The sequence below is a fragment of the Streptomyces sp. BE303 genome (genome assembly GCF_036290945.1).
Taxonomy (GTDB): Bacteria; Actinomycetota; Actinomycetes; order Streptomycetales; family Streptomycetaceae; genus Kitasatospora.
This window is the reverse complement of sequence record NZ_JAQYWZ010000804.1, coordinates 50,658-71,237: the sequence shown is the minus strand read 5'-3', so window position 1 is coordinate 71,237 and position 20,580 is coordinate 50,658. Positions and strand designations below refer to the sequence as shown.

Annotated in this window: 20 protein-coding genes; 10 read left to right on the top strand and 10 right to left on the bottom strand. The window is 74.0% G+C overall.

Annotated features, from left to right (window positions below):
- From PUR56_RS26835 to cyaB, 9 genes are all read left to right on the top strand, one after another.
- Nucleotides 1-667: AMP-binding enzyme (locus PUR56_RS26835; protein ID WP_329950795.1), on the top strand; the 667-nt coding region annotated here is incomplete at its 5' end.
- Between the two features lie 39 nt (nt 668-706).
- Nucleotides 707-931, top strand: coding sequence for an MbtH family protein (locus tag PUR56_RS26830; protein ID WP_329882490.1), 225 nt, complete (start codon nt 707-709; stop codon nt 929-931).
- A gap of 78 nt (nt 932-1,009) precedes the next feature.
- On the top strand, nt 1,010-2,839 hold the full coding sequence (locus tag PUR56_RS26825) for an ABC transporter ATP-binding protein (protein WP_329950794.1): 1,830 nt from the start codon (nt 1,010-1,012) through the stop codon (nt 2,837-2,839).
- Nucleotides 2,832-4,574, top strand: coding sequence for an ABC transporter ATP-binding protein (locus PUR56_RS26820; protein WP_329882488.1), 1,743 nt, complete (start codon nt 2,832-2,834; stop codon nt 4,572-4,574). The genes PUR56_RS26825 and PUR56_RS26820 overlap by 8 nt, the downstream gene beginning before the upstream one ends.
- 106 nt (nt 4,575-4,680) lie before the next feature.
- The gene (locus PUR56_RS26815) at nt 4,681-5,520 is read left to right on the top strand and encodes a siderophore-interacting protein (RefSeq protein WP_329950793.1); all 840 of its coding nucleotides are present in this window, start codon (nt 4,681-4,683) and stop codon (nt 5,518-5,520) included.
- The gene (locus tag PUR56_RS26810; RefSeq protein ID WP_329950792.1) at nt 5,517-6,581 is read left to right on the top strand and encodes a FecCD family ABC transporter permease; all 1,065 of its coding nucleotides are present in this window, start codon (nt 5,517-5,519) and stop codon (nt 6,579-6,581) included. The genes PUR56_RS26815 and PUR56_RS26810 overlap by 4 nt, the downstream gene beginning before the upstream one ends.
- Entirely contained in the window at nt 6,578-7,696 is a 1,119-nt protein-coding gene (locus PUR56_RS26805; RefSeq protein ID WP_329882484.1) for a FecCD family ABC transporter permease, read from the top strand. The genes PUR56_RS26810 and PUR56_RS26805 overlap by 4 nt, the downstream gene beginning before the upstream one ends.
- A 661-nt stretch (nt 7,697-8,357) precedes the next feature.
- Nucleotides 8,358-9,206 (top strand): helix-turn-helix domain-containing protein, encoded by an 849-nt coding sequence (locus PUR56_RS26800; protein ID WP_329950791.1) that lies wholly within the window; start codon nt 8,358-8,360, stop codon nt 9,204-9,206.
- Between the two features lie 13 nt (nt 9,207-9,219).
- The gene (gene cyaB / locus PUR56_RS26795) at nt 9,220-9,780 is read left to right on the top strand and encodes a class IV adenylate cyclase (RefSeq protein WP_329950790.1); all 561 of its coding nucleotides are present in this window, start codon (nt 9,220-9,222) and stop codon (nt 9,778-9,780) included.
- A 299-nt stretch (nt 9,781-10,079) separates the two neighbouring features.
- Here the strand turns inward: cyaB and PUR56_RS26790 are convergent, their stop codons facing one another.
- The 6 genes from PUR56_RS26790 to dhbA form a co-directional block, all read right to left on the bottom strand.
- Nucleotides 10,080-10,580: a GNAT family N-acetyltransferase gene (locus PUR56_RS26790; protein WP_329950789.1), complete on the bottom strand. Its 501-nt coding sequence runs from the start codon at nt 10,578-10,580 to the stop codon at nt 10,080-10,082.
- A complete protein-coding gene (locus tag PUR56_RS26785) occupies nt 10,577-11,389 on the bottom strand; it encodes an ABC transporter ATP-binding protein (RefSeq protein ID WP_329950788.1) in 813 nt (270 codons plus the stop codon). The genes PUR56_RS26790 and PUR56_RS26785 overlap by 4 nt, the downstream gene beginning before the upstream one ends.
- The gene (locus PUR56_RS26780) at nt 11,386-12,018 is read right to left on the bottom strand and encodes an isochorismatase family protein (protein ID WP_329882480.1); all 633 of its coding nucleotides are present in this window, start codon (nt 12,016-12,018) and stop codon (nt 11,386-11,388) included. Before PUR56_RS26780 ends, PUR56_RS26785 begins: the two co-directional genes overlap by 4 nt.
- Nucleotides 12,019-12,038: 20 nt before the next feature.
- Entirely contained in the window at nt 12,039-13,631 is a 1,593-nt protein-coding gene (locus PUR56_RS26775; RefSeq protein ID WP_329950787.1) for a (2,3-dihydroxybenzoyl)adenylate synthase, read from the bottom strand.
- Nucleotides 13,628-14,809: an isochorismate synthase gene (locus PUR56_RS26770; protein WP_329950786.1), complete on the bottom strand. Its 1,182-nt coding sequence runs from the start codon at nt 14,807-14,809 to the stop codon at nt 13,628-13,630. Before PUR56_RS26770 ends, PUR56_RS26775 begins: the two co-directional genes overlap by 4 nt.
- Nucleotides 14,810-14,892: 83 nt before the next feature.
- A complete protein-coding gene (dhbA, locus tag PUR56_RS26765) occupies nt 14,893-15,645 on the bottom strand; it encodes a 2,3-dihydro-2,3-dihydroxybenzoate dehydrogenase (RefSeq protein WP_329950785.1) in 753 nt (250 codons plus the stop codon).
- Nucleotides 15,646-16,102: 457 nt separating this feature from the next.
- Between dhbA and PUR56_RS26760 the strand changes: the two genes are divergently transcribed.
- The gene (locus PUR56_RS26760; protein ID WP_329950784.1) at nt 16,103-17,743 is read left to right on the top strand and encodes an MFS transporter; all 1,641 of its coding nucleotides are present in this window, start codon (nt 16,103-16,105) and stop codon (nt 17,741-17,743) included.
- 102 nt (nt 17,744-17,845) lie between these two features.
- On the opposite strand, the gene PUR56_RS26755 is transcribed toward PUR56_RS26760, so the two are convergent.
- From PUR56_RS26755 to PUR56_RS26740, 4 genes are all read right to left on the bottom strand, one after another.
- Nucleotides 17,846-18,121: an amphi-Trp domain-containing protein gene (locus tag PUR56_RS26755; protein WP_329950783.1), complete on the bottom strand. Its 276-nt coding sequence runs from the start codon at nt 18,119-18,121 to the stop codon at nt 17,846-17,848.
- Between the two features lie 122 nt (nt 18,122-18,243).
- Nucleotides 18,244-19,623 carry a diacylglycerol/lipid kinase family protein gene (locus PUR56_RS26750; RefSeq protein WP_329950782.1) on the bottom strand — a complete coding sequence of 460 codons (1,380 nt, stop codon included), beginning with the start codon at nt 19,621-19,623 and terminating at the stop codon, nt 18,244-18,246.
- 85 nt (nt 19,624-19,708) lie between these two features.
- On the bottom strand, nt 19,709-20,140 hold the full coding sequence (locus PUR56_RS26745; protein ID WP_329950781.1) for a DUF7144 family membrane protein: 432 nt from the start codon (nt 20,138-20,140) through the stop codon (nt 19,709-19,711).
- Nucleotides 20,141-20,171: 31 nt separating this feature from the next.
- The gene (locus PUR56_RS26740) at nt 20,172-20,498 is read right to left on the bottom strand and encodes a carboxymuconolactone decarboxylase family protein (RefSeq protein ID WP_329882472.1); all 327 of its coding nucleotides are present in this window, start codon (nt 20,496-20,498) and stop codon (nt 20,172-20,174) included.
- Nucleotides 20,499-20,580 lie beyond the last annotated feature (82 nt).

Below are 20,580 nucleotides of genomic sequence, written 5' to 3'. Positions count from 1 at the left end.
TGACGTGGTGCGCTGGCGGGCCGACGGCCTGCTGGACTTCCTGGGCCGGGCGGACGACCAGGTGAAGATCCGCGGCTACCGGGTCGAGCCCGGTGAGATCGAGGACGCCCTCGCGGCCCACGAGGACGTCGCCCAGGCGGCGGTGGTGGTCCGTGAGGACACCCCCGGCGTGAAGCGCCTCGCTGCCTACCTGGTGCCAGGTGAGGGTACCCTTATCGAGGCCACCGAGATCCGGCGTATGCTGGCGTCCCGGCTGCCCGAGTACATGGTGCCGTCGGCGTTCGTCGTCCTCGACGCGCTGCCGCTGACCGTCAACGGCAAGCTCGACCGCAAGGCCCTGCCGGAGCCCGGTGCCGAGGACTACACGTCGTCGGGATCGCAGCGCGAACCCCGGTACCCGAGCGAGAAGGCGGTGCACACGGCGTTCGCACAGGTGCTCGGCATGCCCGCGCTCGGCATCGACGAGAACTTCTTCGACCTCGGTGGCCACTCTCTGCTCGCGATGTCGCTGCTCCAGCGGCTGCGTGCCGAGTTCGAGGGTCACATCGGTCTGGCCGACCTGCTCGCCAGGCCGACCGTCGCGGCCCTGGCCGACTTCCTGGTGGACCGGCTGGTCCACGACGCCCTCGGAGCGGAACCGGGTGACGGTACCGCCTGCTCCGGCTGACCGCCCCCTCCCCTTCCCACGACTCACTAGGAGAACCAGATGAGCGCCACCAACCCCTTCGAGGACGACGACGCCCGCTACCTCGTGCTCGTCAACGAGGAGAACCAGCACTCCCTGTGGCCCGCGTTCGCCGAGGTCCCGGCCGGCTGGACCACCGTCCACGGCGAGGACACCCGCCAGGCGTGCACCGAGTACATCGACGCCAACTGGACGGACCTGCGTCCGGCGAGCCTGATAGCCCGGACCGAGGCCGCGGCCTCCTGACCGCCCCGGGAGGGGACGGCCGCGTGCCGTCCCCTCCCGTCCCGTTCCCCCCGCAGACACCCGACGGATGGCCATCGCGTGAGCACCCATCAGCCAGAACCCGCCGCCGGCCCGTCCGACGGCCTGACCGCCGAGCAACTCGCCGACGAGGAACTGGAGCCCGGTGCCCTCTCGGCCGAACGCCGCCGCCGGGCCCGGGCCCTGCTCCGGGGCTCCCTGAAGCCCCACCGGGTCACGGTGGCCGCCGCCATGACCGCCGCGGCGATCCGCCAGCTCGCCCTGCTCGCCGTGCCCTGGTGCGTCCAGAAGGCGCTCGACGAGGGCCTGGAGAAGCACGACAGCGGCGCCCTGATGAGCTGGGCCGGCGCCACCGCGCTCGCCGCCCTCGTCCAGTTCGCCGGCCTCTACGGCTGGCAGTACTGGGCCGGCTACGCCGACGCCAAGGTCGGCGCCGACCTGCGCGCCCGCCTCCTGCACCACCTCTCCGGCCTGGACCGGGCCGCCCTCGCCTCGCGCGGCCACGGCGACCTCGCCATGCGCGCCACCCGCGACACCGACCTCGTCCGCGAGTGGGTGCACGGCCTGGCCGTCTGGGTCGTCCTCGGTGTCACCTTCCTCACCGTGCTGCCCCTCATCGCGGCGCTCGACCTCAGCCTGCTGCTGGTCACCCTCGGCACCCTGCCCTTCCTGGTCTGGGTCAACCTGCACTTCCCGCGCCGCTTCGCCGCGGCCAGCGGCGAGCTCGCCAAGGCCCACGGCGACCGCGCCGACGCCGTCGCCGACCTGCTCCAGATCGGCACCGGCCTGCGCGGCACCGGCGGCCACCGCCCGCTGGTCCACCGGCACCACGGCGCCAGCGCCGAGGTCACCGAACGGACGGTCATCGCCGCCCGCATCGAGGCCAGCTGGGCCGCCGTCGGGCCGTTCGTCCCCCGCCTCGCCGTCGCCGCCGGCGTCGGCTTCGGCGGACTCGCCGTCCTCGACGGCCGGCTGACCATCGGCGGACTCACCGCCTTCACCAGTTGGATGGCCATCGTCACCCTCGCCACCCGCGTCCTGGTCGACCGCCTCCTGGAGCGCGGCCAGGCCGACGTCGCCGCCGCCCGCATCGACGAGGCCCTCTCCATCCGCCCCGTCGTCGCCGAGCCGCCCGCAGGGAAGGCCCTCGACCTGCCGGAGCACGGCACCCTGGCGTTCACCGGCGCCACCGCCGTCCGGGACGGCCGCACCGTCCTCGGGCCGGTCGACCTCACCGTCCGGCACGGCGAGTTCGTCGCCGTCTCCGGGGCCACCGGATCCGGCAAGAGCACGCTGCTGCGCCTCGCCGTCCGCCTCGACGACCCCGACGGCGGCACCGTCGCCTACGGCGGCACCGACCTGCGCGAGGCCCGCCTCGACCAGGTCCGCGAGCGCATCTCCTACGTCGCCCAGCGGCCGGTGCTGCTCTCCGGCACCGTCGCCGACAACCTGCGGCTCGGCCGCGACATCGACCCGGAGACCCTGTACGAGGCGTGCCGCACCGCCGGCATCCACGACCAGCTGACCGCCATGCCCGACGGCTACGAGACCGAACTCGGCGAGGGCGGCACCGCCCTGTCCGGCGGCCAGGTCCAGCGCCTGGCCATCGCCCGCGCCCTGCTCGGCGACCCCGCCGTCCTGCTGCTGGACGACTCCACGTCGGCGCTGGACACCACCACCGAGAAGATCGTCCTCGACCGGCTGCGCACCTGGGCCGGCCAGGACCGCACCGTCCTGTTCGCCACCCACCGCACCGCCGTCCTGGACACCGCCGACCGCGTCGTGACCCTGGAGTCCCCGCGCGGCGGCGCCCCGGACGAGGACGGCGCCACCCCGGAAGGCCCCGCCGCCGTGACCACCCCGGACGCCATGGAGGTGGCTCGTGGCTGAACAGCCCCTGCTCAAGGACGAGGCCGACGAGCGCGCGGTGCTCCGCCGCGCCTGGCCCTACCTGCGCCCGCACCGCGGCCGCCTCGGCATCGCCCTCGGCGTCGGCCTGGCGGACTCCGCCGCGCTGGTCGCCGTCGCCCCGCTCATCGGCCTGGCCGCCCGCGCCCTGCTCGACCGCGACCGCGGCGGCCTCGGCCTCGCCGTCGCCCTGCTGGCCGGGCTCGGCCTCGCCCAGCTGGTGCTGGCCCGGGTCGGCGAACTGCTGCTGATCAAGGGCGGCGAGGACGTCGTCCGCACCCTGCGCGAGCAGGCGGTGGAGAACCTGGCCACCGCCCCCCTGCGCTTCCTGGAGACCCACCGCAGCGGGGAACTCCTGCGCCGGGCCACCGGCGAGGTCGCCGCGCTCGCCGCGTTCGTCCGCATGCACCTGCGCAACCTGGTCTCCTCGGTGGCCACCCTGGCCTTCACCCTGGTGCTTCTGGCGAGCTACTCGTGGCTGCTGCTGCTCGTCCAGATCGCCGTGTTCCTGCCGCTGACCCTGCTGGTGACCCGCTGGTTCCAGCGCGACGCCGCCTCCGCGTTCGGCGGCAAGGCGACCGCCGAGGCGACGGTCGCCGCCACCTTCTCCGAGACGCTGACCGCCCGGGAGGCCCTCCAGACCTCCCGCGGCCTGGCGGGCTGGACGAAGCGCTTCGACCGCGAGAACCGGCACGCGGTGCACGCCGCCCGCCGCGCCCTGCGGGTGGAGAACCGGATCGACCTGGTCAGCCTGATCGAGGGCGTCGCCCTCGTGGTGCTGCTGATGGTCGGCGGCTGGATGGTCACCCGGGACACCGCGAGCGTCGTCACCGTGGTGGTCTTCGTCGTCGCCAGCCGCAACCTGTTCGACTCCTTCGCCGACATCTCCCAGCTCGTCGGCGAGGTGCAGACCGCCCGCACCGGCCTCGCCCGGCTGCTGGACCTGCTGGCCGCCACCACCCCGGACCGCCGCCCCGCCCGGGCGGAGGGCCTGGCCACCCGCGGCGACCTGCGCTGCACCGCCGTCGAGTTCGGCTACCGCGCCGAGGGCCTGGACCTCCACGGCCTGACGCTGGACTTCCCGCAGGGCAGCCGCACCGGCGTCGTCGGTGAGACCGGCTCCGGCAAGACCACGCTCTCCAAGCTGCTCTGCGGCCTCTACCGGCCCGACGGCGGCTCGGTGACCTTCGCCGGCACCGACCTCACCGACATCCCGGAGGAGCAGCTGCGCCGCCGGATCGTCCTGGTGCCGCAGGAGGTCCGCCTGGTCTCCGGCACCATCGCCGACAACCTCGCCCTGGTCCAGGGCGAGCCCGACCGGGCGCGCATCGAGCGGACCGTGGACGAACTGGGCCTGCGGGAGTGGCTGGAGGACCTGCCCGGCGGCCTGGACGCCGAGGTGGGCCAGCGCGGCGGCAACCTCTCGGCGGGGGAGCGCCAGATCCTGGGCGTGGTCCGGGCGGTCCTGGCGGACCCGGCGGTCCTGGTCCTCGACGAGGCGACCGCGGACATCGACCCGGTGACCGCCGCCCGCCTGGAGCACGCGCTCGACGAACTGCGCTCCGACTGCACCCTGGTGGTGATCGCCCACCGGCCGGCCACCATCGCCCGACTGCCCCGGGTGGTCCGGTTGGACGGCGGTCGCCTGACGGGTGACGAAACGGCAGGTGGGAGCGTCGAATCCGGTACCCCGACTGGTCTCGGAGTTCGAGGTTAGGCTAACCTAATCAAATGATCGCCCCGTGCCGCCGTCCCGGCTCCCCCCGGAACGGCGGCACGGGCCTGTCCGGGCCTGCAGACACCTCGACGGAATGGGCTGACCGATGAACACCGACACGGCACCGCCGCGCATGCGGATCGTCCGCCATCCGCTCAAGTACCGCCTGCTGGAGGTCAAGCAGGTCGTCCGGGTCACGCCGGGCACCGTGCGGGTCACCTTCGCCGGCGACGCACTCGACGGCTTCTGCGAGCAGGCCCCCACCGACCACGTGAAGCTCTGCTTCGCCTTCGAGGGCGACGACCTCCCGGTCGAGCCGATCGTCGAGAACGACACCTGGATGGACGCCCCCGAGGGCATGTCCGAGCCGCTGACCCGCGACTACACCATCCGCTCCTACCGCCGCGAGGCCAAGGAGCTGGACATCGACATGGTCCTGCACGGGACCGGCGTCGGCTCCAGCTGGGCCGCCGCCGCCGAACCCGGCATGAAGCTCGGCGTGTTCGGCCCCCGCGGTTCGGAGGAGATCCCCTTCGTCCACGACTGGTACCTCCTCGGCGCCGACGAGACCGCGCTGCCCGCGCTCGCCCGCTGGCTGGAGATGCTCCCCGCCGGCGTCAAGGTCCTCGCCTTCGCCGAGGTCCCCGGCCCCGAGCACGAGCAGCTCCTGACCACCGACACCGACGCCACCGTCACCTGGGTGCACCGCGGCGACGCCCGGTCCGGCAGCACCGACCTGCTGGAGCAGGCCATCCGCGCCGCCCGGCTGCCCGAGGGCATGGGCTTCGCCTGGGTCGCCGGCGAGGCCAACACCCTCAAGCCGATCCGCCGCTACCTGCGCAACGAGTGCGGCCTGACCAAGAACCAGGTCGACGTGGACGGCTACTGGAAGCGCGGGGTGGCCAACCACGACCACCACGAGGACGACCACCAGCCGCACGCATGAGCACCGACACACTCGACAAGCCGGCCCCGACCCGAACGGCCTCCGCGCCGCGCGGCCGGGCCGGCACCGCGCGCCGCACCGCCTGGCTGTTCGGGGCGCTCCTGCTGCTCGCGCTCCTCGCCCTCGCCGGCATCGCCGTCGGCGCCCGCTCGGTCGCCCCCGGCCAGGTCCTGCACGTCCTGCTGAACCACGAACCCACGTCCGAGGACTGGATCGTGGTCCACCACTCCCGCATCCCCCGGACGCTGCTGGGCATCGCCGTCGGCGCCGCCCTCGGCATCGCCGGGGCCATGATGCAGGCGCTCACCCGCAACCCGCTCGCCGACCCAGGCCTGCTCGGCATCAACGGCGGCGCCGCAGCCGCCGTCGCCGCCGGCACCGCCCTGTTCGACCTGCGCTCCTTCGGGTCCTTCGTCTGGTTCGCCCTCGCCGGGGCGGCGGTCGCCGCCCTCGTCGTGCAGATCCTCGGCGGCGGAGGACGCGCCTCGGCCACCCCGGCCCGGCTCGCCCTCGCCGGCACCGCCGTCACGGCGGTGCTCACCGCCTTCGTCAACGGCCTGATCCTGCTCGACCCGCTCACCCTCAACCGCTTCCGGTTCTGGCAGGTCGGCACCCTCGCGGGCGTCGACTCCACGGTGCTCGGCCAGGTCGTCCCCTTCCTCGCGGCCGGCGCGGTGCTCGCCCTCTTCCTCGGCCGGCCGCTGAACGCCCTGGCGCTCGGCGACGACGCCGGGCACGCACTCGGCGCCAACCCCACCCGCACCCGCATGCTCAGCCTGCTCGCGATCACCCTGCTGTGCGGGGCCGCGACCGCCGCGGTCGGCCCGATCGCCTTCATCGGCCTCGCCGTCCCGCACCTCGCCCGCCACATCTGCGGGCCGGACCAGCGCTGGATCATGCTGCTGTCGGCCGTCCTCGCCCCGGTGCTGCTGCTCGCCTCGGACATCATCGGCCGGCTCGCCCTGCACCCCGCCGAACTCCAGGTCGGCGTCGTCACCGCCTTCATCGGGGCCCCGCTCTTCATCGCCCTGGTACGCGGCCGGAGGATCGCCCAACTGTGAACAGCCCCACCACGGTCGAGCAGACCGCCGCGCCCGAGAAGAGCCGGACCACCCGGCCGCCGGGGGCCGGGCGGCCCGCCGTCCCGCTCCACGCCGTCCGGCTGCCCGGCGGCCTCTCGCTGCGCTGGCACGCCCGCGCCACCGTCGTCGGCCTGCTGATCCTCGCCGCGCTCTGCGGCGTGGTCGTCTGGTCGCTGACCGCCGGTGACTACCCGCTGCCCGTCTCCGACGTGGTCGACGTGCTCACCGGCGGCGGACGGCGTGCCGACCGCTACATCGTGATGGAGGTGCGGCTGCCCCGACTGCTCACCGCGCTGCTGGTCGGCGCGGCGCTGGGCCTCGCGGGCGCCCTCTTCCAGACGCTCGCCCGCAACCCCCTCGGCAGCCCCGACGTCATCGGCTTCACCGTCGGCTCCGCCACCGGCGCCCTCGCCGTGATCCTGGTGATCGGCGGCAGCGCCGCGACCGTCGCCGGCGGCGCCGTGGTGGGCGGCATGCTCACCTCCGTCGCGGTCTACCTGCTGGCCCGGCGCGGCGGCACCCAGGGCTACCGCCTGGTCCTCGTCGGCATCGGCGTCAGCTCGCTGCTCTCCTCGCTCAACGCCTACCTGATCGCCCGGGCCTCCTTCAGCGACGCCCAGAGCGCCGCGGTCTGGCTCACCGGCAGCCTCAACGCGCGCGGCTGGGAGCACTGCGGGCCGATGGCCGTCGCGCTCGCCCTGCTGCTGCCCGCCGCCGTCCTGCTCGGGCGCCCGCTGCGGATGCTGGAGATGGGCGACGACGCGGCCTCCTCGCTCGGCGTCCGGACCGAGGGCGCCCGGGTCTGGCTCGTGCTGATCGGCGTCGGTCTGACCGCCGCGGCCACCGCCGCCGCCGGCCCGATCCCGTTCGTCGCCCTGATCGCCCCGCAGGCCGTCCGCCGCCTCACCCGGGCCACCGGTCCCAACCTGCTCGGCTCCACCCTCCTCGGGGCCCTGCTCCTGGCCGTCAGCGACCTCGCGGCCCAGCGCCTGCTGGCGCCCACCCAGCTCCCGGTCGGCGTCCTGACCGGCGTCGTGGGCGGCTGCTACCTGGTCTGGCTGATCCTCGGCCAGTGGCGCGCCAAGCGCGGCTGACCACCGGGGAGCGCAGAACACGCGGTGAACGACGGCGGGCCCGGTGGACGATCCACCGGGCCCGCCTCCGTAGCGGCTCGGTTCACCCGTGGGGGTCCGGACCGGCGCTGATGGAACCCGTGACCCGCGCGGGTGCGACCGGACTCCGACCGCCGACGCTCACCGGTTCCCTCCCGGTAGATGACGGCTGCACACGCATTCGGCGTCACCGCAGAGGCATACCAGTACCACTGCACGGGCCTCGTCCCGAATCCCACCGGGGCACCCGTGGTGGGCGCCGAGCAGGCACTCCGCCGAGATGTAGCGGCCTCCTCGTTCGGTGTCGAGGTGGACGACGATGTCGGCGGGTCCGTCGGACCGTGCGGCGACGGCGGTCACCGGGTCTCCTCGGGAGCGGGACACGGGCAGGCGTGCGCGACGACTGCCCAGCCCAGGGGAGCCAGATCGGGGCCGGTCGGGGTGTAGACGTGGCCGGCTCGAAGGAGCTCGCCACCGGCGTGGTTGCAGCGGATACAGGCTCGGCCCTGAAGTTGGGCTCCGGACAGGGGTGGCTTCGGCGTCGGAGGGTCTTCCACTCTCACAGCGTCTCGGTGACTTGCGGTCAAGGACGATACCCAGAGGGTAATCTCACGGTGGGATAGTTCCCGATGAGGGGATCGCCATGGGCTCAGCGCTGGTACCGATCACGTTGCCCGACGCCTCGTGGCAGACCGGCCGGATCGGCGCCGCACTCCGCGACCGCGACATCGGAAGTCTGTTCCGGTACGTGCAGCATCACAGTGGGGCCAGCCAGGCCCGCATCGCCGTCCAGGTCGGTATGACGCAGGCCCGGGTCAACGAGATCATCAACGGCCGCCGTGAGGTCGTCCGTCTGGACGTCTTCGAGCGCATCGCGGATGGTCTGAACATGCCGGATGACGCCCGTCGTCAGCTCGGCCTGGCCCCACGCCGAGAGAGCCGGACACCCGGAGCGGCATTCGATCTCGCGGCATTCCCCGAGATCGTCCGCGTCTACTCCGACCAGTCGTCCGCCGCCGCGGAGATCCGGCGGTCCGCCCGGTCCGCCGGTGAACTCGACGTCCTTGCCGTCCGCGGCCTGGGCCTTCTGGGCCTTCGGGACTCGCTACTCCGCCCGCACCTCGACCGCGACGGCGACACGCCGCCCCGTCTCCGTGTGCTCCTGCTGGACCCGGAGTCGCCGGCGCTCGTCCGCAGGGCAGCCGAGATCGGAGAGTCCCCCGAGTCACTGGCCGGTGGCGTCCGGCTCGCCGAGGCCCGTCTTCGCGAGCTCTCGGAGGTCGGCCACGTCGAGGTCTACCACTACCGGACCTTGCCGGTCTGGCGCGTGATCCGGCTGGACAAGACGCTCTACGTCAGCGCGTTCGACGCGGATTGGGAGGGCCACGAGTCGGCAACCTACAAGGTGCTGGCCACTCCGTACGGTCCGCTGTACCGAGGGTGGCGCCGGTTGTTCGACGCTATGGTGGCCGACGCCGAGCGCGTGATCTGACGGAGGGCTGACGGTGGCGATCGAGGCGGAACTGAAGGCGGTAGTGCGGGACCCCGAGGGGATTCTCCGGCTGCTCGAAGACCGGTACGGGCCGGGGCGCGCGGAGGTCTATCGCGACACCTACTTCGACGCACCCGACGGATCTCTCATGGGAGCGGACCGGGAACTGCGGATCCGTACCGTGCACAGCCCGGACGACACCCGAACCGTCCTGACCTACAAGGGCGCCCGCGTGGATGAGGCGTCCGCTTCGAAGCCCGAGGCCGAGACGCGGGTGGAGGACGCGGAGGCCGTCCACGAGATCGTTCGTGCTCTCGGATTCGTCCCGCGTATCGCGTTCGAGAAGCGGTGCAGGAACTACTCGTTCACCGCCGACGGGCGGCTGCTTCTCGCGACCCTCGTCCGAGTACCCGAGATCGACGGCACCTTCATCGAACTGGAGACCATCGCGAAGGCGGACGACGACCTGCTGCCGGCCCTCCGAGTCGTCCGCACGGTGCTGGCCGGTCTCGGGATCGCGGAGGACGATCTGACGACGGAGCAGTACACCGACGCCGTGGCCGCCGCGCGCTGAGGCCCGTGCGGACCGGATGCAACACCGCTCAGGAAATCCGGCCCTCGTCCCGCCGAGGAGCGGCTCGGGGACGAAGCCGGGTTCGGCGGTGAAGAGGGAGGTCAGAGCAGCTCCTCGTGGTGGTCGATCACCTTGCGGGCCGTGGGGACGTACCGCTCGGCCGGGGGAGGATCATCCTCACGACGCCAGAACGGCAGCTTGATCGTGTGCCGTTCGCGACCTCGCCCGCGGTGGTCCGGACAAACGCGGCGGGCCCGGTGGAGTGGTCCACCTGGCCCGCCGTCGTGGGGGTGCCGGGCTCAGACCTCCCGGGTGAAGACCCGGGAGTGGCGGGCCGGGTCGAGGCCGGCCGCCCACTCGGCGGGGGCCGCCGCTGCGGTGATCTCCCGGAAGCCGTGGCGCAGGAACAGCTCGCCGCCGCCGGTGGTGGCGGTCACCAGGGCGCGCAGGCCCCGGCGGCGGGCCTCGGCGAGGACGGCCGTCACCAGGAGCGATCCGAGGCCCGCGCCCTGACGGCCGGTCCGCACGCAGAGGTTGTGCAGCAGCCCGGTCGACGGCCGGCCGGCCTCGGGCGCCAGCGCGCGCAGCGCGACGCACGCGTCGAGCCGGCCGGGCGCCGCCCCGTCCTCGGCGCGGACCATCAGGAAGGTGTCGCCGGGCCGCCGGTAGGCGTCCGGCGTGCGCTCGCGCAGCGCCCCGGAGCGCATGAACGGGACGGAGAGCGCGTAGAGCGCCGGCGCGTCCGTGCCCGCGGCGCGGACCGCCCGCAGGACCGCGGACGGGCGCAGCGTCGCTGTCACCGGGCCGTACCGCGGCGTACGGGGGCCAGCGGGACGACCAGCGGGGTGCCGGTCTGCGGGTCCTCGATGATCTGGCAGGGCAGGTCGAATACCTGCTCGACCAGCTCGGCGGTGACGATCTCGGCGGGCACGCCCTCGGCGACCACCGCGCCGTCGCGCATGGCGATCAGGTGCGTGGCGTACCGGGTGGCCTGGTTGAGGTCGTGCAGGACCGCGACCAGGGTGCGGCCCTGCTCCTGGTGCAGGCGCGCGCACAGGTCGAGCACCTCGACCTGGTGGGCGATGTCCAGGAACGTGGTCGGCTCGTCGAGCAGCAGCAGCGGGGTCTGCTGGGCGATGGCCATGGCGAGCCAGACGCGCTGGCGCTGGCCGCCGGAGAGCTCGTCGACGAAGCGGTCGGCGAGGGCGTCCACGTTGGTCGCCGCCATGGACTCGGCGACGATCCGCTCGTCCTCCTTCGACCACTGCCGGAACAGCCCCTGGTGGGGGTAGCGGCCGCGGGCCACCAGGTCGGCGACGGTGATGCCGTCGGGCGCGGTGGAGCTCTGCGGCAGCAGGCCGAGCCGGCGGGCCAGTTCCTTGGCCGGCAGGGCCCCGATCTGCTCGCCGTCCAGGAGCACCCGCCCGGAGGCGGGCTTGAGCAGCCGGGCGAACGCCCGCAGCAGGGTGGACTTGCCGCACGCGTTGGGGCCGACGATCACGGTGAACGAGTTGTCGGGCACCGCCACCGACAGGTCGGTGGCGATCGCCCGGTCGCCGTACCGCAGCGTCACCTTCTCGGTGTGCAGCCGCTCGCCGGTGGTGGTCACTTCTCCTCCAGGAGGTCGGCGGTGCTCAGCACGACGGCGCACTTCTCGGCGGCCCAGCGCAGGGCTTCGGTGTGCTTCTCGGCGGAGAAGTCGGCGACGGCGTCGCCCACCACGAAGGCCTGGACGTCACGGCTCCATGCGTCGGCGGCGGTCATCATGACGCCGATGTGGGCGTAGACGCCGACGATCACCAGCTGGTCGCGGCCGGACTTCTCCAGCAGGCCGGCCAGCTCGGTGCGGGCGAACGCGCTGTACTTCCACTTGAGCAGCATGACGTCCTGCCCGGCGGGCGCGACGACGGCCGGCACGCCCTGCGCCTGCTCGTCGGCCGGCAGCCCCGGGCCCCAGAAGTCCAGCTGGAGGCCGCGCTCCTCGGGGGTCTGGCCGCCGCGCTGGTGGGAGTAGATCACCGGCATGCCCAGCGTGCGGGCCCACTCCAGGATCCGGGCCGTGTTGGCCAGGGCGGGGGCCAGCGGGGGGCCCTCGGCGGGGAACGCGCCGAGGAAGTAGTTCTGCAGGTCGTGGACGAGGACGGCGGCCCGCGCCGGGTCGACCTGCCACGGCACCTTGCGGGGCGGGAGGTCCGCGGGGCCGGGCAGTTCGTAGGGGGCGATGGCAGGCAGTGCCATTCGAGGAGCGCCTTTCTGGGCTAGCGGGAGGTGGTGCGGAGGTCCTTCTTGCTGACCTTGCCGACGCCGGTGCTGGGGAAGGCGTCGACGAACTCGACGCGGTCCGGGACCTTGTAGCCGGCGAGCCCGGCCGCGCGGACGAAGCTCTTGAGGTCGAGCGCGCGGGGCCGCTCGGCCTCGGGCCGCAGGATCACGTACGCGCAGCTGCGCTCGCCCAGGTACTCGTCCGGGACGGCGACGACCGACACGTCGTGGACCGCGGGGTGGGCGAGCAGGACGTTCTCGACCTCCTCGGCGGCGACCTTCTCGCCGCCCCGGTTGATCTGGTCCTTGGCCCGGCCCTCGACCACCAGGTGGCCGGTGGGAGTGCGGCGGACGAGGTCCCCGGTGCGGTAGAAGCCGTCGGCGGTGAAGGACCGTGCGTTGTGCTCGGGCGCCCGCCAGTAGCCGCGGATGGTGTACGGCCCGCGGGTCAGCAGGTGGCCCGTCGTCCCGTCGGGCACGTCGACGTCCTCGTCGTCGACGATCCGGATCTCGTCGTCGGGCGAGATCGGGCGGCCCTGGGTGGTGAGGAGGGTCTCCTCGGTGTCCTCGGGGCGGGTGTAGTTGACCAGGCCCTCGGCCATCCCGAAGACCTGCTGGAGCCGGCAGCCGAGCGCCGGGCCCAGCCGGCGGGCGGCCTGCTCGCTGAGCTTGGCGCCGCCGACCTGGATGAGTTCGAGGCTGGACAGGTCGTGGCCGCTGCCCGGGGCGGCCTGCGCCCAGGCGAGGGCCAGCGGGGGCACCACGCCGGTGATCGTGACGCCCTCGCGGGCGATCAGGGCGAGCGCGGTGCCCGGGCTCGGCTCGGGCGCCAGCACGACGCGGCCGCCGGCGTGGAAGGTGCCGAGCGTGCCCGGCGAGCTGAGCGGGAAGTTGTGGGCGGCGGGCAGCGCGCAGAGGTACACCGTGGCGGGTGACAGCTCGCAGATGACGGCCGACTCGCGCACGCTGTACAGGTAGTCGTCGTGGCTGCGGGGGATCAGCTTGGGCAGCCCGGTGCTGCCGCCGGACAGCTGGAGGAAGGCGAGGTCGCCGGCGTGCGGCGGGTCGGCCGGCGCGGTCGGGGCGTCGGCGCGCAGCTCGGCGAGCGGGGTGAACCGCCCGGGATCGCCGACGACGAAGACCTCCCCGAGACCGGGCACCGCCGCGCACACCTCGGCGGCCAGTTCGCGGTGGTCGAAGCCCTCGTGGCGGTCGGCGACGAAGAGGGCCTTGGCCTCGGCGAACTCGCAGAAGTACGAGATCTCGGCCCGGCGGTGCGCCGGGAGGGCCATCACCGGGACCACGCCGGCCCGCATCGCGCCGAAGAACACCTCGAAGAACTCGGCCACGTTGGGGAGCTGGAGGACCACCCGGTCGCCCTTGCGAAGCCCGCGGGCGAGCATCCCGGCGGCGATCCGGCCGGCGCGCGCGTCCAGTTCGGCGTAGCTCCAGTGCCGGTCGCCGTCGGTGACGGCGATCCGGTCCGGGGTCGCGGCGGCGTGCCGGCCGATCACGGTGTCCAGCGTCTCACCGGTCCAGTACCCGGCCGCCCGGTAGCGGTCGGCGGCGTCCTGGGGGTAGAGGCTCATTCGGCGTTCTCCAGTCCGACGGCGTGCAGGAAGGTCCGGAACTTCGCGGCCGTCTCGGCCAGTTCGTGTTCCGGGACGGACGCGGCGACGACCCCGGCACCGGCGAACAGCCGCAGCAGGTCGCCGTCCGCCTCGGCGCAGCGCAGGGTGACGACCCATTCGCCGTCGCCCGAGGCGTCGCCCCAGCCGACCACGCCCGTGTAGAGGCCGCGGTCGAAGGGTTCCAGTGTGCCGATCAGGTCCCGGGCCCGGTCGGTCGGGGTGCCGCACACGGCCGGGGTGGGGTGCAGGGCCAGCGCGAGGTCCAGGGCGCTGGTGGAGGGGTCGCGCAGCGTCCCGGTGATGGTGGTGGACAGGTGCCACATGGCCGCGGTGCGGATCAGGGACGGCCGCTCGGGGACGACGAGGTCGTCGCAGTGGGGTGCGAGCGCGCGCCGGACGGCGTCGACCACGAAGGCGTGCTCGGCGAGGTCCTTGGGGGAGCGGGCGAGCTCCTCGGCGCGGCGCCGGTCCTCCACCGGGTCGGTGCTGCGGGCGGCGGACCCGGCGAGCGGGTTCGACACGACGTGCCGGCCCCGGCGGGAGAGCAGCAGTTCGGGGCTGGCCCCGACCAGGGTGGCGGTCCCGCCGGCCGGTACGGCGAAGGTGTAGCCGTTCGGGTCGCGGTCGAGCAGCCGGCCGACCATGGCGGGGATGTCGGTGCCGCCGGGGGTGGCGAGTTCCAGGGTGCGGGCGAGGACGACCTTGGCGAGGTCGGGGTCCGCGTTCATGAGCCGCACGGCGCGGGCGACCGCGTCCCGGTAGCCCTCGGGCGCGGGGACGGGGCGCCGGGTCCACGCGCTCTCCGCGGTCCGGGCCGGCCCGGGGGTGGCGGTGAGGCCGGCGCGTATCGGGGCGGCGCGGTGCACCTGCTCGGGGATGAACAGTCGGGCGGGCCGTCCGGGTGAGAAGGGGATCGCCCCGACGACCAGCGGGTCGCGGCCCTCGGCCCGGGCCGCCGCCAGCAGCCGGCCGGCCTCGGCGGGGTCGGGCACGGGCCGGTGCACGCCTTCGGCGAGCAGGGTCCGGGTGGGGCCGGCGAGGAAGGCCCGGTCGGCACCCGGCCGGTAGGAGGCCAGAAGCTCACTGCCGTCCACCGGGGTCGCGACAGGGGACCGGGCTTCGGAAGCCGTGGTCATGGTGCTCCGTTCTGCCGGTGCCGGGGGCACCGGGTGGTGGGACTCGAAGGGGGCGGGCGATTCCGGGATCGCCCGGTTCGGGGTCAGGCCCGCAGCGTGGCGCCGCCGTCGACGTAGAGGTCGTGCATCGTGACGTGCCGCGCGCGGTCCCCGGCGAGGAAGAGGACCGCCTCGGCGATGTCCTCGGGCGTCGCGATCCGGCGGAGCGGGATCCCGGCCCGGTAGCTGGCGAGGTCGCCTTCGATGACCCGGCGCTCGCTCTCGTCGTCGGTCCACAGCGCCCGCTGCATCGGGGTGTCGGTCGAGCCGGGCGAGACGAGGTTGCAGCGCACGCCGGAGCCGGCGAGCTCCAGGCCCAGGCAGCGCATGAACATCGTGGTGGCCGCCTTGGAGGCCGCGTACGCCGCCATGTTCATCCGGGGCACGCCCGCGGCGTTGGACCCGACGGTGACGATGCTGCCCCGGCCGCGGTCGGCCATCCGGCGGCCGACGGACCGGCAGGTGTGGAACACCCCGGTGGTGTTGACGGCGAAGGTGTGCTGCCAGTCCTCGTCGCTGGTGCTCAGTGCGGGGCCGGCGTGCAGCACGCCCGCGACGTTGACCAGGATGTCGAGCGGTCCGTGCTCCTGCTCCGCAAGGTCCACCAGCTTCTCGACCGCGTCGGCGTCGGTGACGTCGAGCAGGTGCACCGAGAGGTCGGACGGGGAGCGGTCGCTCGCGACGACCCGGGCCCCGCGGTCGGCGAGCATGCGGGCGACGGCGGCTCCGATGCCCTGGGCGGCGCCGGTGACCAGGGCGGTCCGGCCGGCGAACTCGTCGGTGGATATCGAGGTCATCGGTCACCCCACCGTCGTGGCGGCCGACTTGCCGGTGTCCCGGCCGGTGCGGCGCGGTCTGGGGACACGGCTGGTGGTGGGTGGCATGGACCTTCTCCCTGGGGCGGAGCGCGGCGGCTGTCGGACGGGCTTGCGAAGCGGTGAGGTAAGGTTAGCCTAACCGCATCGGGGGTACGTCGGGGACCGTCCCACACGTCCTGAGGTACTGCTCCCCGGGCTCAGCTCCGCTCCACTGTTCTTCCGGCTCCCGCCAGGGCCGACGGCGACCCCGTCCACCCGGCCGGGGGCCCGCCCGCCGCCTGACGGAGCGTGACCTCCGGCGCGACGCCGGGTGCGACCGCGCGACGTCCGGCGCGGTGGGACGGCCGCCGGGCGCGGCCCGTGCGGCGCCGCCGACCGGCTGACATCCGTGCGGGTCGGGCGGCGGCTGCCCCGGGCCGCTGCGACCATGACCCGCATGGCATCCAGGGCAGCGGGCGCAGGGACGTCCCAGAAGTCGTCGAAGGCCGGGACCGTGCTGCTGACGCTCGCGGCCGGACAGTTCCTGATGGCGCTCGACAGTTCGGTCATGAACGTCTCGATCGCCACGGTCGCCGAGGACGTCGGCACGACGGTGAGCGGGATCCAGGGCGCCATCACGGCCTACACGCTGGTGATGGCGATGTTCATGATCCCCGGGGGCAAGGTCGGCGCGCTCATCGGCCGCAAGCGGGCGTTCCTGATCGGCAGCGTCATCTACGGCTGTGGCTCCCTGACGACCGCCGTCGCCCCGAACCTGCCGGTGCTCCTGCTCGGCTGGTCCTTCCTCGAAGGGGTCGGGGCGGCGCTCATCCTGCCCGCGATCGTGGCGCTGGTCGCCGGCAACTTCGGCGTCGAACGCCGCCCCGCCGCCTACGGGCTCGTCGCGGCGGCCGGGGCCGCGGCAATCGCCGTCGGGCCGCTCATCGGCGGCCTCGCCACGACGTACTTCTCCTGGCGCTGGGTCTTCGCCGGGGAGGTCGTCATCGTGGTCGGCATCCTCGTGCTCGCCCGCCGCATCGCGGACGCGCCCACCGCCGGGCGTGAGCGGATCGACCTGGTCGGCGCCGCGCTCTCCGCCCTCGGCCTGGGCGTCTTCGTCTACGGCGTGCTCCGGTCGAGCACGTGGGGCTGGTTCCTGCCGAAGCCCGACGCGCCCGCGTGGCTCGGGATCTCCCTCGTCGTCTGGCTGATGCTCGCCGGCCTGCTCCTGATCCGGCTCTTCCTGTCCTGGGAGGCCCGGCTGGTGGAGCGGGGCGCGGAGCCGCTGGTGGATCCGGCCCTGCTGCGCAACCGGCAGCTCACCGGCGGTCTGACGATGTTCTTCTTCCAGTACCTCGTCCAGATGGGCGTGTTCTTCGTCGTCCCGCTCTACCTGTCGGTCGCCCTCGGCCTGTCCGCGCTGAAGACCGGCGCCCGCATCCTGCCGCTGTCACTGACCCTGCTGGCCGCCGCGATCCTGATCCCGCGGCTGCTCCCGGACGTCTCGCCGCGACGGGTGGTGCGGCTCGGGGTCCTCGCGCTCTTCGCGGGAGCGGTGGCGCTGCTGGCCGCGCTCGATGCCGACGCGGGTGCGGAGATCGTGACCGTGCCGCTCCTGCTGATCGGGCTCGGCATGGGGGCGCTGGCGTCCCAGCTCGGGTCGGTCACCGTGTCCGCCGTGCCGGACGAGCAGAGCGCGGAGGTCGGCGGCGTCCAGAACGCCGTCACCAACCTGGGGGCCTCGATCGGCACGGCCCTGGCCGGGTCGATCCTGATCGGCGCGCTCACGTCGTCGTTCCTCGCCCACATCGAGCAGAATCCGGCCTTCCCGGCCGACGTCCGGAGCCAGGCGGTGGTGAATCTGGAGAGCGGCGTGCCCTTCCTGTCGGACGCCCAGCTCACGACCGTCCTCGCCGACACGGGCGCCACCTCCGAGGCCACCCAGGCGGCGTTGGACGCGAACGAGGCGGCGCGGCTGGACGGCCTCCGCGCCGCGCTGGCCGTCCTGGCGTTCGCCGCGCTACTCGCGCTGTACTTCACCCGGCGGATCCCGGTGACCCAGCCGGGCGCGCCGAAGGCGTCCCACGGCGCGGCCTGACCTCCCGGCGTCCGGAGGTCCCGGCTGCCCGGGGTCCCGGCGGCCTGACATCCCGGCCTGACGACCCGGCGGTTCGGGCGGGACGCCGGGAGGGGCCGCGCGTCAGCGGGCGTCGCTCCCGGCGGCCGGCTGCGAGGGCGCCGGCCGGTTCTGCGCGGTCGGCCACTTGAGCTCGATCTCGATTTCGATCTCGCCGTCACCGACCTCCACCTCGACCTCGCTCCGCAGCTCGTCGGGGATGCGCAGGGTGAGCGTCCCGGGGCCGAGTTCGAGCTCGGCGTTGCCGCCGTGCTTCAGCGCGGCCGCGAGTGCGGTGAGCAGATCGGCGGCCTCGAGACGGGTCAGCGAACGCTTCTGCTCGAACTTGAGGTCCTTCACGGATCTCTCCCGTCCGGCGGTGCGGTGCCGAGGGAGCGCCGCCGGTCGCGGCGTCCGGAGGGGCACCTCCTCCCTCCAGCCTGCGCGCCCCCGGCGGCCGGTGCCACCTCGGGCCGGCCGCGTCAGCCGCCCCGGGCCTCGGGTCCCGGTCCCGGTCCCGGTCCCGGTCCTTGCTCCGGCTCGGGCGGTCGGGGCCGGGCGAAGGCGAGGGCGAGGATCTCGCGCCAGTTCGGCGCGGGCCGGGCGGGCGGCGGGCCGGGGCGGTGCCGCGGTACCAGGACCCGCAGCGCGCCCGGGCGGATGCCGCAGACGACGGGGGCGGGCAGGAGCAGCGCCTCCCCGTCGACGGCGACCGGGAGGAGGTCCGCGTCCGACTCGACGACGACCCGGTGGCAGGTCAGCACCCGCAGTCCCGTCGCCCTGCCGCTGCGGAGCGCGACCTCGGCCGCCTGGGCCGCGTTGGTCACCCGGATCCCGACGACACCGAGCACACCGAGGTCCAGTCGTGGCCGCCGGCCGCCGGTGACCGGTTCGGTGCCCGCGTAGGGGTTGTTGCTGACCAGGAGCGCCTGCTGGGCGTCCAGCCGACCGCTCTCGGTCCGGGCGTCGACGCGGTGTCCGGAGAAGCCGAGCAGCAGGTCGGGCAGCGCGTCCAGGGCCGCGCCCGCCTTGGCACCGCGGTACTCGGGGCGCTGCACGATCTCCGCGTACACGCCGAACGAGGCCGTGTTGACGAAGGCGCGGCCACCCACCGTCCCCAGGTCGACGCGCAGTTCCTCCCCGTCGGTCAGCGCGTCGAGGCAGCGGGCCGGGTCGGTGCGGTCCAGGCCGAGGTCCATCGCGAAGTGGTTCCGCGTCCCGGCCGAGACGACCAGGAACGGCAGGCCGTGTTCGGCGGCGACCTCGGCCACCCTGGCCTGGGTGCCGTCGCCGCCCGCCACACCGAGCAGGTCCGCCCCCTCCGCGACCGCCCGGCGGGCGAGCGCGGCGACGTCGACCGGCACCGACGTGTCCAGGAGGACCACCCGGGCGCCCAGCGCCTCGGCCTTCTCGACCAGCCCGAACCGGCCGACCTTGCCGCCGCCCGACTTCGGGTTCATGATCAGGAACGGGTGGCGGGGGAGCGGTCCGGCGACCGCGCGCATACCGTCGGGCCGGCGCACCAGACGCACGGCGGACCGTGCGCTCGCCGCGGCGGCGGCCCACAGCACGATCGCGGCCAGCGCCTCCGGCCACAGACCCGCCCGGGCGTAGAGCACGACGAGGGCAGCGGGCGCGCCCACCATCAGCAGGAGACCGCACACCCGGACGGCCCCGTGGTGGGACACCGCCCACCAGATGCCGGCGGCGGTGAGCGCCGAACCGACCACCGCGGTGACCAGGAGCAGCAGGCCGCCGGGGCCGCCCCCGGCGACCAGCACCACCAGCGCGCCGAGGGCACAGACCACGGCCAGCCGGGCCGACAGCCGGGCGCGCCGGGGCACGGCCGAAGGGGGTGCCATCCTCCTCACCTCCTCCGGCCTCCTCCGGCCTTCCGACCCCGGCCGCCCGGACGGCCGCTCCGGGGTCATCCTGCGGTCGCCCTGTTCAGACGACCGGCCCGCCGTGGTCGCGGTGGACCGCGCAGAGGCCCCAGATGACGAAGGCACTGATGGCGATCACGGTGATGGACCAGACCGGGTAGTACGGGATGGAGAGGAAGTTGGCGATGATGAGCAGTACTGCCAGGGCCACACCGAGGATCCGGGCCCAGAGCGAGGCCCGGAACAGGCCGAGGCCGATGCAGATGGCGATCACGCCGAGGATCAGGTGGATCCAGCCCCAACTGGTCAGGTCGAACTTGAAGACGTAGTTGGGGGTCTGCACGAAGACGTCGTCCTCGGCGATCGCCATGATCCCTCGGAAGATGCTCAGCGCGCCCGCGAGCAGGAGCATCACGGCCGCGAAGGCGGTCAGGCCGCCCGCGAAGCCGGAGGAGCCGCTGTGGCCGGCGTGCACGGTGCCGGTGGGTGCGGACATGGATGCCTCGATTCGTACCGTCGGATTGGGGTCAGCCCTGGGAACCGGCGTCGATCTCGGCCACGGCGATGGCGAAGCCGAGGGCCTCGGTGATGTGGCCGGCGGCCGACATCACGCGGGCGGTGCCCACCACGGGGGCGATGGCCACCAGGACGTCCTGGACCTGGTCGGCGGTCACGTCGGACTCCATGGCGGGACCGAGGTGGGCGAGGTAGGACATCGGCGGCGCGTCCATGGCCACGAGCGCGGCGATGCGGGTGAGGAGGAGCATGTCGGTGGGCAGCCCGCAGCGCTCGATCGAGTCGAGAGTCATCGCGGCGAGGGTGTCCAGGACAGGAGTTTCGGACGATGTGGTCATGCCGGGTCATCTCCTGAGGGATCGGGTGCCGACGCTGTCGACCCGCAGGAAAGCGGGTTCCGGCGCGTCGCACCCCCGTGCT